The organism is Actinacidiphila glaucinigra (assembly GCF_900188405.1).
Taxonomy (GTDB): Bacteria; Actinomycetota; Actinomycetes; order Streptomycetales; family Streptomycetaceae; genus Actinacidiphila; species Actinacidiphila glaucinigra.
Genome location: NZ_FZOF01000004.1, coordinates 144,393 through 156,818 on the forward strand (window position 1 = coordinate 144,393; position 12,426 = coordinate 156,818).

Annotated in this window: 11 protein-coding genes; 6 read left to right on the forward strand and 5 right to left on the reverse strand. The window is 72.1% G+C overall.

The window, feature by feature from the left end:
- The first annotated feature begins 9 nt into the window (after nucleotides 1-9).
- On the forward strand, nucleotides 10-846 hold the full coding sequence (locus CHF15_RS09660; RefSeq protein ID WP_089223257.1) for an endo alpha-1,4 polygalactosaminidase: 837 nt from the start codon (nucleotides 10-12) through the stop codon (nucleotides 844-846).
- Nucleotides 847-954: 108 nt separating this feature from the next.
- Here the strand turns inward: CHF15_RS09660 and CHF15_RS44800 are convergent, their stop codons facing one another.
- The gene (locus CHF15_RS44800) at nucleotides 955-1,443 is read right to left on the reverse strand and encodes a helix-turn-helix transcriptional regulator (protein ID WP_089223258.1); all 489 of its coding nucleotides are present in this window, start codon (nucleotides 1,441-1,443) and stop codon (nucleotides 955-957) included.
- Nucleotides 1,444-1,616: 173 nt separating this feature from the next.
- Here CHF15_RS44800 and CHF15_RS09670 point away from each other — a divergent pair, with 173 nt between their 5' ends.
- The 3 genes from CHF15_RS09670 to CHF15_RS09680 all read left to right on the forward strand — a co-directional run bounded on the left by CHF15_RS09670 (nucleotide 1,617) and on the right by CHF15_RS09680 (nucleotide 5,234).
- The gene (locus CHF15_RS09670; RefSeq protein ID WP_089223259.1) at nucleotides 1,617-1,973 is read left to right on the forward strand and encodes a DUF427 domain-containing protein; all 357 of its coding nucleotides are present in this window, start codon (nucleotides 1,617-1,619) and stop codon (nucleotides 1,971-1,973) included.
- Nucleotides 1,974-2,118: 145 nt separating this feature from the next.
- The gene (locus tag CHF15_RS09675) at nucleotides 2,119-3,777 is read left to right on the forward strand and encodes an NAD(P)/FAD-dependent oxidoreductase (RefSeq protein ID WP_089223260.1); all 1,659 of its coding nucleotides are present in this window, start codon (nucleotides 2,119-2,121) and stop codon (nucleotides 3,775-3,777) included.
- On the forward strand, nucleotides 3,774-5,234 hold the full coding sequence (locus CHF15_RS09680) for an ATP-binding protein (RefSeq protein WP_089223261.1): 1,461 nt from the start codon (nucleotides 3,774-3,776) through the stop codon (nucleotides 5,232-5,234). Before CHF15_RS09675 ends, CHF15_RS09680 begins: the two co-directional genes overlap by 4 nt.
- A gap of 25 nt (nucleotides 5,235-5,259) precedes the next feature.
- Here the strand turns inward: CHF15_RS09680 and CHF15_RS09685 are convergent, their stop codons facing one another.
- A complete protein-coding gene (locus CHF15_RS09685; RefSeq protein WP_089223262.1) occupies nucleotides 5,260-5,595 on the reverse strand; it encodes a YkvA family protein in 336 nt (111 codons plus the stop codon).
- 82 nt (nucleotides 5,596-5,677) lie between these two features.
- Here CHF15_RS09685 and CHF15_RS09690 point away from each other — a divergent pair, with 82 nt between their 5' ends.
- On the forward strand, nucleotides 5,678-7,180 hold the full coding sequence (locus CHF15_RS09690) for a hypothetical protein (protein WP_089223263.1): 1,503 nt from the start codon (nucleotides 5,678-5,680) through the stop codon (nucleotides 7,178-7,180).
- Here CHF15_RS09690 and CHF15_RS09695 read toward each other — a convergent pair.
- Nucleotides 7,128-7,580, reverse strand: a complete 453-nt coding sequence (locus CHF15_RS09695) for a hypothetical protein (protein ID WP_089223264.1) — start codon at nucleotides 7,578-7,580, stop codon at nucleotides 7,128-7,130. The two genes, CHF15_RS09690 and CHF15_RS09695, sit on opposite strands and share 53 nt — an antisense overlap.
- A 424-nt stretch (nucleotides 7,581-8,004) precedes the next feature.
- On the opposite strand from CHF15_RS09695, the gene CHF15_RS09700 reads away from it, so the two are divergent.
- Entirely contained in the window at nucleotides 8,005-10,182 is a 2,178-nt protein-coding gene (locus CHF15_RS09700) for a discoidin domain-containing protein (RefSeq protein ID WP_089223265.1), read from the forward strand.
- A 53-nt stretch (nucleotides 10,183-10,235) separates the two neighbouring features.
- On the opposite strand, the gene CHF15_RS09705 is transcribed toward CHF15_RS09700, so the two are convergent.
- On the reverse strand, nucleotides 10,236-11,441 hold the full coding sequence (locus CHF15_RS09705) for a low temperature requirement protein A (protein ID WP_245938750.1): 1,206 nt from the start codon (nucleotides 11,439-11,441) through the stop codon (nucleotides 10,236-10,238).
- A 79-nt stretch (nucleotides 11,442-11,520) separates the two neighbouring features.
- Nucleotides 11,521-12,387 (reverse strand): SigB/SigF/SigG family RNA polymerase sigma factor, encoded by an 867-nt coding sequence (locus CHF15_RS09710; RefSeq protein ID WP_089223267.1) that lies wholly within the window; start codon nucleotides 12,385-12,387, stop codon nucleotides 11,521-11,523.
- Nucleotides 12,388-12,426: the final 39 nt, after the last annotated feature.

A 12,426-nucleotide genomic window follows, 5' to 3' on the forward strand; every position in this document is an offset into this window, starting at 1 on the left:
GGAGCGTCTGTGCCCCTCGCCGACCCCGCACCGGTGCCACGTGCCGCAGCCGCCTTCCTCGCGGTCGTGGCGGCCCTGGCGCCCACGGCGGGATGCGGCACCGGCGACGGCTCGTCCGCCGCCCCGCGCGTGGTGCCGCCGCGGGCCGGGGCCTCCTTCGACTACCAGATCGGCGGCGGCTACCCGCCGCCCGACGGCGTGCGCGTGGTCTCCCGCGACCGCACGGACCGGCCCGCCCCGGGCGTGTACTCCGTCTGCTACGTCAACGCCTTCCAGGCCCAGCCCGGCGAGCTGTCCCGGTGGCGCGCCCGGGATCCGGGCCTGCTGCTGCGTGACGGGGACGGCGCACTCGTCGTGGACGACGAGTGGGACGAGGCCCTGCTGGACACCTCCACCGCCGCCAAGCGCGAGGCGCTCGCGGAGGTCGTCGGCGCGTGGATCGAGGACTGCGCGGAGCGCGGGTTCCGGGCGGTCGAGCCGGACAACCTCGACTCCTTCGAGCGCTCCGAAGGCCTGCTCGCCCCCGCCGACAACGCCGCGTTCGCCCGGCTGCTCGCCTCACGCGCCCACGCCGCGGGGCTGGCCGTCGCGCAGAAGAACACCACCGACCTCCTCCCCCAACGGTCCGGCATCGGCTTCGACTTCGCGGTCGCCGAGGAGTGCGGCGAGTTCGACGAGTGCGGGTCGTACGCCGCCGCGTACGACGACCGCGTCCTCGTCGTGGCCTATGACGCGGCCGACTTCACGGCGACGTGCCGCAACTGGGGTCCCCGCCTGGCGGTCGTGCTCCGCGACCGCGACGTCGCGCCCGCCGGGGAGCCGGGCCACGTCTTCCGCACCTGCTGACGGCGGCTGCGCGGCCCGGCACCGGGACGGGGCAGGGCGGCGCGGTCGGTGCGGGCGTGGCGGACGGCGGGCGCGGAACGTGCCACCGGACGCCCGCCACGCCCGGGGTCATGAGGTCGTCACGGCGTACCAGCGGCCGTCGCGCTGGTGGACCAGGTGGTGCGCGGCGAGGCTGTCGATGTGCCGCACGATGGTGGCGGGCTGGTAGCCGACGCTGGCGCTGAGGGCGTCGATGGTCGTCCCGTCGCGGCCCGCCGCGCGAAGCTGCTGGAGGGTCTTGAGCGCCGTACGGGCGAGGCCGGACTCCTCCGGGCCGGACGCATCGGGGCGGGGCCCGGCGGGAGGCGGCACGGCGGCCGTGGCGGGCGCCGGGGCGGGCGCCGGGGCCGGGACCGTCGGGACCGGGGACGTCGCCGGGGGCGCGGCCGGAGCGGGGACGGGAGCCGTTGCCGCGGTGCGGGACGGTACGGCCGGGGCGGGCGAGGCCGGCGGGGTGGCCGTGGCGCCCGTCACGGCGGTGCCGGCGGGGGCAACGGGCCTCGGCGTGCGATTGACCGTGCGGTGCTTGCGGCCCTTCTGGTGACGGCGGGTGCTCATCGGGCGGTCCTCCTTCGCTGTGATCTTGAAGGGCCAACGGGGGACCGCCGCCGGAGTCACGCAGATGCGTGCATGCGGGGGACCCCCGTTGTCACCGGAGGGGCGCCCGGGGAATGTGCGGCGGCACCGCCGCCGTTGCAACGGATCCGGACGGACCCGAGGAAGGGAAGCCCATGCCCCCCACGGACAGCCGGCGCGGTCACCGCGTCGACGCGGTACCCGGCACGCAGCACGTGACGGTCAGGATCGACGGCAAGGTGGTGGCCGAGACCCGGCGGCCGGTGCTGGTCCACGAGACCGGCCTGCCGGTGCGCTACTACATCCCGCCGCAGGACGTGGACCTCGCGCTCTTCCGCGGCAGCGACACCAACACCACCTGCCCCTACAAGGGCATCGCCTCCTACTGGTCGTACGGCGACCACAACGACGTCGCCTGGTACTACGAGGAGCCGCTCCCGTCGGTGCCGGAGATCACCGGCCACCTCTCCTTCTACGACACCGTGGCCGAGGTCGCGGTCGAGGAGGCCTGACCGGCCGGACGGTGCGCGTCGGCGCACCGTCCGTCACCACGTCCACGACCGTGCCCGGGGCATGTGCCGGTGCCCCATGCCCCACTTGAAGCACGACTGTTCGGTTTGCTGCGCACGACGGCCGCCGGGGAGCAATGATGGTCACATGGCGAATCCGACGATCCTGACCGTCGACGACGATCCCGCAGTCTCCCGTGCCGTGGCCCGGGACATTCGCCGCAGATACGGGGACCGCTACCGGGTGGTGCGCGCCACCTCGGGGGACGAGGCCCTGAGCGCGCTGCGGGAGATCAAACTGCGAGGCGAGCAACTCGCGGTGATGCTCGCCGACTACCGCATGCCGCAGATGAACGGGGTGGAGTTCCTCGAGGCGGCGATGGACCTGTTCCCGCTCGCCCGCCGAGTGCTGCTCACGGCGTACGCGGACACCAGCGCGGCCATCGACGCGATCAACATCGTCGACCTCGACCACTACCTGCTCAAGCCGTGGAGCCCGCCGGAGGAGAACCTCTACCCGGTGATCGACACCCTGCTCGACACGTGGATCGCCACACCCGACCCGACGGCGTCCGAGACCCGCGTGGTCGGCCACCGCTGGTCGGCGCCCTCGTTCAAGGTGCGCGACTTCCTCACCCGCAACCTGGTGCCCTACCGCTGGCTCCCCGCGGAGGAGCCCGAGGCCGAGCAGTTGCTGAACGCGGCCGGGCTGACCTCCGCCGACGTACCGCTGGTGGTGACCGGCGACGGGACGACGCTGCTGCGGCCCACGGAGGCCGAGCTCGCCGCCCACGTGGGGCTGAGCACCGTTCCGGCCTCCGACTTCTACGACCTGGTGGTGGTCGGCGGCGGCCCCGCGGGGCTGGGCGCGGCGGTGTACGGGGCGTCCGAGGGCCTGCGCACGGTCCTGGTGGAGCGCCGGGCGACCGGCGGCCAGGCCGGGCAGAGCAGCCGCATCGAGAACTACCTCGGCTTCCCGGACGGCGTCTCCGGCGCCCAGCTGACCGACCGGGCCCGCCGCCAGGCGACGAAGTTCGGCGCGGAGATCCTCAGCACCCGGGAGGTGGTCGCGCTGCGGGCGGCGGGCAGCGGAAGGGTGCTGTCCTTCGGCGACGGCACGTCCATCGCGGCGCACACGGTGGTGCTGGCGACCGGGGTGTCCTACCGCCGGCTGGAAGCGCCGGGGCTGGCGGAGTTCACCGGTGCCGGGGTCTTCTACGGCTCGGCGATGACCGAGGCCATGAACTGCACGGGCCAGGAGGTCTACATCGTCGGCGGGGCCAACTCGGCCGGGCAGGCGGCCGTCTACTTCTCCCGCAACGCGTGCCGGGTACATCTGCTGATCCGCGGCGCCGACCTGCAGCGTTCGATGTCGCAGTACCTGATCGACCAGATCGCCGCCATCGACAACATCGAGGTCCGCCCCTGCACCGAGGTCGTCGGCGGCAAGGGCGGCGACCACCTGGAACAGCTGATGCTCCGCGACGCGAAGACCGGCACGGTGACCACCGTGGACGCCTCCTTCCTGTTCGTCTTCATCGGCGCCGAGCCGCGCACGGACTGGCTGGAGGGCGTCATCGAGCGGGACCGGCGCGGCTTCGTGGTCACCGGCCCCGACCTGATCGCCGGGGGCAGGCGGCCCGCGGGCTGGCCGCTCCCCCGCGACCCGTACCACCTGGAGGCCAGCGTGCCGGGCGTCTTCGCCGCCGGCGACGTGCGGGCGGAGTCGGTCAAGCGAGTGGCCTCCGCGGTCGGCGAGGGCGCGATGGCCGTATCCCTGGTGCACCGTTATCTGGAGGCGCAGTGACCACGACGGACCGGCTCGGGCCCGAGCAGCTGCGGACCCTGTTCCTGTTCGAGTCGCTCGGTGAGAAGGAACTGGACTGGCTGAGCGAACAGGGCCGGGTGGAGCGGATCCCGGCGAACAGTCCCGTCTACGCCGAGGGCGATCCGGCGACCTGCTTCTACGTGCTGCTGAGCGGCACGGTGTCGCTGGGCCGGCTCGTCCACGGCGACGTCGTGGAGGTCAACCGCACCGACCAGCGCGGCGTGTACGCCGGGGCGACGCAGGCGTACCTCGGGGACCGCGTCGAGCAGACGTACCCCAACTCGCTGAAGGCGGTGACCGACTGCGAGTTCTTCCTGATCCCGGCCGAGGAGTTCGCCGGGGCGATGCGCCGGTGGTTCCCGATGGCGGTGCACCTGCTGGAGGGGGCGTTCTTCGGCTACCGCAAGCAGAACACGATCATCGGGGAGCGCGAGCGGCTGCTGGCGCTGGGCTCGCTGTCGGCCGGGCTCACCCATGAGCTGAACAACCCGGCCGCGGCCGCGGTGCGGGCCACCTCGGCGCTGCGCGACCGGGTGACCGGCATGCGGCACAAGCTGGCGATGATCGCGGACGGCCGGCTCGACACCAGGCAGCTGCACGAGCTGGTCGAGCTGCAGGACGCCGCGATCAAGCGCATGGCGTCGGCGCCCGAGCGGTCGGCGCTCGACGCGGCCGACGCCGAGGACGAGCTGACGGACTGGCTCGACGACCACGGCGTCAACGGCTCCTGGGAACTGGCCTCGACGCTGGTCGCGGGCGGTGTGGACGCCGAGTGGCTGGACTCCGTGGTCGACACGGTCGGCGAGGAGCGGCTGGAGGCGGCGATCCGCTGGCTCACGTACACCCTCGACACCGAACTGCTCATGGGCGAGATCGACGACGCCGTCACCCGGATCTCCGGACTGGTGGGGGCCGCGAAGCAGTACTCGCAGCTCGACCGCGCCCCGCAGCAGACGGTGGACATCCACGCGCTGCTCGACGCGACGCTCACGATGCTCCAGGCGAAGATCCCCGGCGGGGTGCGGGTCGTCAAGGAGTACGACCGCAGCCTGCCGCAGATCCAGGCGTACGGCGCCGAGCTCAACCAGGTGTGGACCAACCTCGTCGTCAACGCCCTGGACGCCATGGGCGGTTCGGGCACCCTGACGCTGCGCAGCTCCTGGGACGGCCCCGACCGTCTGGTGGTGGAGGTGGGAGACACCGGTCCCGGCATCTCCCCGGAGATCCGGCCGCGGATCTTCGAACCGTTCTTCACCACCAAGCCGGTGGGAGAGGGCACGGGGCTGGGCCTGGACATCTCGTACCGCATCGTGGTCAACAAGCACCACGGCGACATCCGCGTCGCGTCCGCCCCCGGCGACACGCGTTTCACGGTGTGCCTGCCGGTCGCGCAGCCCGAGACGCAGCCGGGGGACGCGGAGCGGGCAGCGGGCTGAGCCCTTCCCCGCTCCGCGAGGCGGGTCAGGACACCGGACTCTTGGACGTGGGAAGGGTCCGGGAGCGGTCGCGGCCGACGGGCAGCTGTCCGTCGGCCGCGCTCTTCAGCGAGCGCAGGGCCAGCAGCAGCACACCGATGTCGTCGATGAGGATCGGATCGGGCAGCAGGTCCACCGGGCAGACCAGGTAGACCAGCGCGGCCCAGAACGCCAGCTTGCCCGAGCGCGGCACGTCCGCGCTGCGCAGCAGGGTGCGGATGCGCGCCATCTTCACCACGAGCACCACGGCCACCACGAGCATCACCACGACCGCCACCGCGGCGATCACGAGAGCCGTGGTCGACCAGTCACCCAGGTCCATGTCTGCCTCCCTCGATCCCGTGTACCCGGCCGGTGTGCGCGGAAACGGCAACCGGCCCCGACGGAAAGGAAGCACACAGTACATGATCACGCCCGAGGAGATCTGGGAGACCGCGGGCCTGCCCGCGCGCCGGCTCGCCGGCCTGGCGCTCAATCCCGCGGCCCCCGAGGACATCCTGCTGCGGCTGCTCGCCGACGGCCCACCCGCGGCACGCATGGTCCTGTGCCGGGACCGGACGCTGCCGGACGCCGTCGTCGACGCCGCGGTCGCCCACCCCGACAGGTACACACGCAGCTTCTTCGCCCGGAATCCGCACGTCGACCCGGTCCAGCGGGCACGGCTGCTGGACGACCCCGAGTGGTTCGTGCGGGCGCATCTGGCCGACGCGCCCCGGATGCCGGGGGGCGTGCGTCCCAGGCCGCTCCCGGACCGGGCCGTCGTCCACATGATCCTGACCTACGACAACGAAAGCCTGGGCGGCACCCTTTACCGCCAGGCCTCCGCCGGGCTGCTGAAGACGATGCGCACCCACCCGGAACCCAAGGTGCGGCGCATGGGCGTCGCCTGGAACGGTGTCCCGGACGAAGCCCGCGACGCCCTGCTGGCGGATCCTGACGACGAGGTACGGGACATCGTGCGGCGGCACCTGCGGCACGAGGACCCGGCCTGGGTGGAGCGGGAGCTGCCCGACCGGCCCTGCCATGCGCGGAGCGGCATGCTGACGAACGACGCCCTGAGCCGAGGCGTCGTGGAGGGCGTGCTCAACGCCCCGGTGGGCGAGGGGGACCGGTGGATGATCGCGGGCAACCCCACCCTCCCCGCCGATGTGGTGGCCCTGCTGGCCGCCGACGCCGACCCCGAAGTGCGGGAGCGGATCGCGCACCGCTCCGACCTCGGGCCGGAGGAGCGCCGGGCACTCGCCGCGGACACCGATCCGCGGGTGCGGCTCGCGCTCTCCGTGCATCCCGCGCTGAGCGAGGCGGAACGGGCGGCGATCGACTACGAGGTGCCGGTGGGCGGCACTTTCGGACCGCTGCTGCAGCGCCTGACGCCCCGGGATCCCGCCGCGGTGCGGCGGGACGCGCTGTCCGGCCATCCGTCGCTGCGGCGGCGCGCCGCCGGCGACCACAGCCTGCCGTCCGACCTGGTGGCGCGGCTGGCCGCGGACGACGACCTCGGCGTGCGGGTACTGCTCGCGCAGAACCATCCGGAGGCGCCCGCCGAGCTGCTGCTGAGCGCCTTCCTGGAGTACACCGGACGGGAGCGTGAACACCTGCTCACCCAGCCGCGCTTCCCCACCACCGGGCTGTCCCACCACGCCGGGGACGAGGATCCCGCGGTCCGCGCCCTGGCCGCCCGCGACCCTGCCGCCGCGGCGGAGACGGTGGACCGGCTGACCCGCGACCCCGATCCCGGTGTGCGGGCGGCCGCGGCGGGCCATCCGAACCTCCCCCGGGGCCGGCTCGCGGAGTTGCTCGACGACGGGGAGCTCGCGCACCGGGCGGCGGCGAACCCCGCGCTGGAGCCCGCGGTCATGCGCAGGCTGGTGGCGCCTCTTCCGCTCCCGGCCGATGCCGCCGGATGATCGCGGTCAACCGCTCGTAGGCGGTGCGCAGTTCGCGTCGGGCGAAGTCCTGGCGCAGATCGATGAGGGCGCCGTGGGAGGCGGTGGGGTCGACCGTGAAGCGGTCGTGCCAGCCGCCTCCCGAGGCGATGATCACGGGGGTGTCGACCCCGTCGAACTGGTCGGCGGTGATGTCGACGCGCAGGCCGTTCTTCTCGATCCACGCGTGGGTGGCGCGGTCCTCCCACCCGCTGACGTACGTCCACACCCCCTGCCCGTTCTCGTACAGGTACTGACCGAGGAGGATCGAGGCGTCCCCGCAGGAGCCGCGCGGGAAGCGCTCCAGGGAGACCAGGCCCGGGTCGGGGCAGTCGACGATCGCCTGCCGGAATCCGAGGACCAGTGTGCGGAGTTCGGACACCCGCGGAGTCTAACCCGTGAAGATCATCTGTGGGACCCGTGGAGTCGGCCTTTCCGATCGACGTGGGCCCGGACGCCGGAGGACAGGGGGTGAGAGGGGACTGGGGCATGCTGGTGGCAGCGGCCGGAACCGGTACCCGAGCCGGTTGCGGCCGCTGCGGCGGCAGTCAACCGAGCGGGCCCGGTGCCGTCAAGACTTCACGTCAGGATTGGCGTGGAACGCCTCGCGGGGCCGGATGTGGTCGATCGGCTTCAAGTCCCGAACTCATTCGACTCCCCGCAGGTCACAGCGGCGCAAGTACGTGAACCGCTCATCGAACTGTTGACTCCTCGGAAACACTTTGTGCGAGGAGTCTTGACCGCGACTTCTGTCACGTCTTAACTCACGCCCTAAATTAAGTCGTGAGGCTGACACAGGAGTTCCTATGAGACCCGAAGTCAACGCCGCCCGCCGCAGACCCCTGGGGCTGATCGCCCTGCTGGCCGTACTCCTCGCCCTGCTCGCCGTCCCGGCCGGCCCCCTCACCGGTGCCCACGCCGCCGCCTGCGGCACCGCCAACGCCGCCCAGGGCAGGACCGCCACCGCCTCCTCCACCGAGAACGGCTCCTTCTCCGCCGCCAACGCCGTCGACGGCAACACCGGCACCCGCTGGTCCAGCGCGTTCAGCGACCCCCAGTGGATCCAGGTGGACCTCGGCAGCTCCCAGTCCGTCTGCGAGGTCGTCCTCGGCTGGGAGGCCGCCTACGCCAAGGCCTACCAGATCCAGCTCTCCGCCAACGGCAGCGACTGGACGACGGTCGCCTCCACCACCACCGGCACCGGCGGCACCGAGACCCGCGCCGTCAGCGGCACCGGCCGCTACCTGCGCGTGTACGGCACCACCCGCGCCACCGCATACGGCTACTCGCTGTGGGAGCTCGCCGTGCACACCACCGACGGCGGCACCGGCCCGGTGATCCCCGGCGGCGGCGACCTCGGCCCGAACGTCCTGGTCTTCGACCCCTCGACCCCGGGCATCCAGGCCAGGCTGGACCAGGTCTTCCAGCAGCAGGAGTCGGCGCAGTTCGGCACCGGGCGCTACGCGCTGCTGTTCAAGCCCGGCACCTACAACAACATCAACGCCAACATCGGCTTCTACACCTCGATCGCCGGGCTCGGCCTCTCCCCCGACGACACCACCTTCAACGGCGACGTGACCGTGGACGCCGGCTGGTTCAACGGCAACGCCACCCAGAACTTCTGGCGCTCCGCGGAGAACCTCGCCCTCAACCCGGTGAACGGCACCGACCGCTGGGCCGTCGCCCAGGCCGCGCCCTTCCGCCGCATGCACGTCAAGGGCGGCCTCAACCTCGCCCCCAACGGCTACGGCTGGGCCAGCGGCGGCTACATCGCCGACAGCAAGATCGACGGCACCGTGGGCCCGTACTCGCAGCAGCAGTGGTACACCCGCGACAGCTCGGTCGGCGGCTGGACCAACGGCGTGTGGAACATGGTCTTCTCCGGGGTGCAGGGCGCCCCCGCGCAGAGCTTCCCCAACCCGCCGTACACCACGCTCGACACCACCCCCGTCTCCCGCGAGAAGCCCTTCCTCTACCTCGACGGCAACGACTACAAGGTCTTCGTCCCCGCCAAGCGCACCAACGCCCGCGGCACCAGCTGGGGCAACGGCGCGCCGCAGGGCTCCTCGATCCCGCTGAACCAGTTCTACGTCGTCAAGCCGGGCGCGACGGCCGCCACCATCAACGCCGCTCTCGCCCAGGGCCTCAACCTGCTGTTCACCCCGGGCATCTACCACATCGACCAGACCATCAACGTCAACCGGGCGAACACCGTCGTGCTCGGCCTCGGCCTCGCGACGATCATCCCCGACAACGGTGTGACGGCGATGAAGGTCGCCGACATCGACGGCGTGAAGCTGGCCGGGTTCCTGATCGACGCCGGCGCGGTCAACTCACAGGTGCTGCTCCAGGTCGGCCCGCAGGGCTCGGCCGCCGACCACGCCGCCAACCCGACCACCGTGCAGGACGTCTTCATCCGCATCGGCGGCGCCGGACCGGGCAGGGCGACCACCAGCATGGAGGTCAACAGCGACGACACCGTCATCGACCACACCTGGATCTGGCGCGCCGACCACGGCGCCGGAGTGGGCTGGGACACCAACCCCGCCGACTACGGCCTGCGCGTCAACGGCGACGACGTCCTGGCCACCGGCCTGTTCGTCGAGCACTTCAAGAAGTACGACGTCCAGTGGAGCGGCGAGCGGGGCAGGACGATCTTCTTCCAGAACGAGATCGCCTACGACGCGCCCAACCAGGCCGCCATCCAGAACGGCGCCACGAAGGGCTGGGCCGCCTACAAGGTGGACGACTCGGTGAACACCCACGAGGCCTGGGGCCTGGGCAGCTACTGCAACTTCACCACCGATCCGACGATCCGCATGGACCACGGCTTCGAGGTCCCGGTGAAGTCCGGGATCAAGATGCACGACGTACTGGTGGTCTCCCTGGGCGGCATGGGCCAGTACGACCACGTCGTCAACGGCACCGGTGCCGCCACCTCCGGCACCTCGACCACGCCGTCCACGGTGGTCTCGTTCCCCTGACGGCTCAGAGCAGGGGTGCCCCGTCCTCCGGCGGGGCACCCCGTCCGCCGTCCTCAGGCGGCCGGCCGGCGGCGGGAGTGGCGGGAGTGCAGCACCTCGCCCACGGCGACCGCGGCCGCCATGGCGAGCCCCGCCACCGGCACCGCCGCGTCCCCGCAGAAGGTGCTCGCCAGGACCGCCAGGGCGCAGCCGGGCAGTACCGCGTGCTCGGCGAACCCGCGCTTGGCGCTGCGGGAGTGGATCAGCCAGACCGTCAGCAGGAAGACGGCGGTCGGCAGCGTGACGGCGGCCGCGGCGGCCGTCTGCGAGATGTGCGCCTTGCCCACGGCCTGCTCGACCACGACCTCCAGGCCCGCGCCGATGGCGGCGGCCGAGCCGAAGACGAGGTAGTGCCCGTAGCCCCACAGGAACGCCCGCGCGCCGCTGGTGAGGTGCTGGTGGATGGGGATGGCGAAGTAGAGCCAGTAGGCGGAGAACACGATGAGCAGTCCTCCCAGGCCGACGGGCAGCAGCTCGCCGAGCGCGGAGAACTCGTCGACGGCGGACTGCACGGCCACCGTCGCGGCGGCCACCGACTCACCGAGCACGATGATGGTGAAGAGGCCGTAGCGCTCGGAGATGTGGTGCGGATGCCAGGTGGTGCGCTGCGCCCGCTCGGCCCAGATGGGCACCGCCAGTTCCGCGACCGCCAGGATCAGGAAGCCCCAGTACCACAGCCCGCCGACGGGCTGGAGCAGCAGGACGACCCATCCCACCTGGACGACGACCAGACCCGCGGCGTAGCTCAGCGCCGTGGTCCGTGCCGGTCCGGCCGCGTTGCGTGCCGCGCGCAGCCACTGGAAGGCCAGTGCGACGCGCATGATGACGTAGCCGGCGACGGCGATCGAGAAGTCGTTGGCGTCGAACGCGCGGGGAACCCCGGCCGCCAGCACCAGGACGCCGGCGATCTGGACGAAGGTGGCGATGCGGTAGGGCACGTCGTCGGTGTCGAAGGCCGAGGCGAACCAGGTGAAGTTCAGCCACGCCAGCCAGATCGCGAAGAAGACCAGGCAGTAGCCGAGGACACCCTGCCCGGCGTGGCCCTCCGCGACCGCGTGCACCAGCCGCACTCCGGCCTGGGCCACCGCCACCACGAAACAGAGGTCGAAGAACAGCTCCAGCGGCGTGGCGACCCGGTGCGGCTCGTGCGGGTCCCGGGCCGTCATCCGGACCAGCGGGCGGAAGCGGCGGTCCGGCGCCGCCTGATCGTGATCGGTCATCCGCGCATCGTAGGCGGTGCACACGTGCCCGCGCCCGAAGGGACCGGGCGCGGGCACGTGGCGGGGGACGGGGTGGAGGTCAGGCGCAGCCGTCCTGGAGGAGCCCGGCCCGCAGCCGGGCCAGGGTGCGCGAGAGCAGCCGCGAGACGTGCATCTGCGTGCAGCCCATGATCTCGCCGATCTGGGCCTGCGTCAGTTCCTCCACGTACCGCAGATGGAGCAGCTGACGATCGCGTTCACCGAGCTCCACGACGAGCGGTGCGAGCGAGCCGAGGTCCTCGACGAGTTCCATGGCGGGGTCGACCGCGCCGATGAAGTCGGCGAGCACCGTCTCGCCGTCGTCGCCGTCGTCGCCGTTCATGGCCGCGTCCAGGGAGGAGGCCGTGTAGCCGTTGGAGGCCACCTGGGCCTCGACGACCTCGGCCTCGGAGATGTCCATGAGGGCCGCGAGCTCGCTCACCTTCGGGGCGCGGCCCATCCGGGAGGACAGCTCGTCCCGGGCGCGGGCCAGCTCCACCCGGCGCTCCTGGAGGCGGCGCGGCACGTGCACGGCCCAGGTCGTGTCGCGGAAGAACCGCTTGATCTCACCGACGATGTACGGCACCGCGAAGGTGGTGAACTCCACCTCGCGCGAGATGTCGAACCGGTCGATGGCCTTGATCAGACCGATCGTCCCGACCTGGACGATGTCCTCCATCTCGTCGCTGCGGTCGCGGAAGCGCCTGGCCGCGAACCGCACGAGCGACATGTTCATCTCGATGAGGGTGTTGCGGGCGTACTGGTACTCCTGGGTGCCCTCCTCGAGCACCGTCAGGCGCTCGAGGAAGAGCTTCGACAGGCGGCGCGCGCTCGTGGGAGCCACGCTGCTCGGGTCGGCGATCTGCGGCAGTACGTCGACCTCGGGGCTCTCGACCCCGGTGCTCGTCCCGCTCACGTCGGCGATCACGGCTCCTCCTCGCACCTCTGCACCTCTACGTCATGTTCC

What these genes read in the sequence shown, in the direction of transcription:
- CHF15_RS44800 (WP_089223258.1), bottom strand. Translation starts at nt 1,443, where the DNA reads ATGAGCACCCGCCGTCACCAGAAGGGCCGCAAGCACCGCACGGTCAAT.
- CHF15_RS09670 (WP_089223259.1), top strand. Translation starts at nt 1,617, where the DNA reads ATGCCCCCCACGGACAGCCGGCGCGGTCACCGCGTCGACGCGGTACCC.
- CHF15_RS09675 (WP_089223260.1), top strand. Translation starts at nt 2,119, where the DNA reads ATGGCGAATCCGACGATCCTGACCGTCGACGACGATCCCGCAGTCTCC.
- CHF15_RS09685 (WP_089223262.1), bottom strand. Translation starts at nt 5,595, where the DNA reads ATGGACCTGGGTGACTGGTCGACCACGGCTCTCGTGATCGCCGCGGTG.
- CHF15_RS09690 (WP_089223263.1), top strand. Translation starts at nt 5,678, where the DNA reads ATGATCACGCCCGAGGAGATCTGGGAGACCGCGGGCCTGCCCGCGCGC.
- CHF15_RS09700 (WP_089223265.1), top strand. Translation starts at nt 8,005, where the DNA reads ATGAGACCCGAAGTCAACGCCGCCCGCCGCAGACCCCTGGGGCTGATC.
- CHF15_RS09705 (WP_245938750.1), bottom strand. Translation starts at nt 11,441, where the DNA reads ATGACCGATCACGATCAGGCGGCGCCGGACCGCCGCTTCCGCCCGCTG.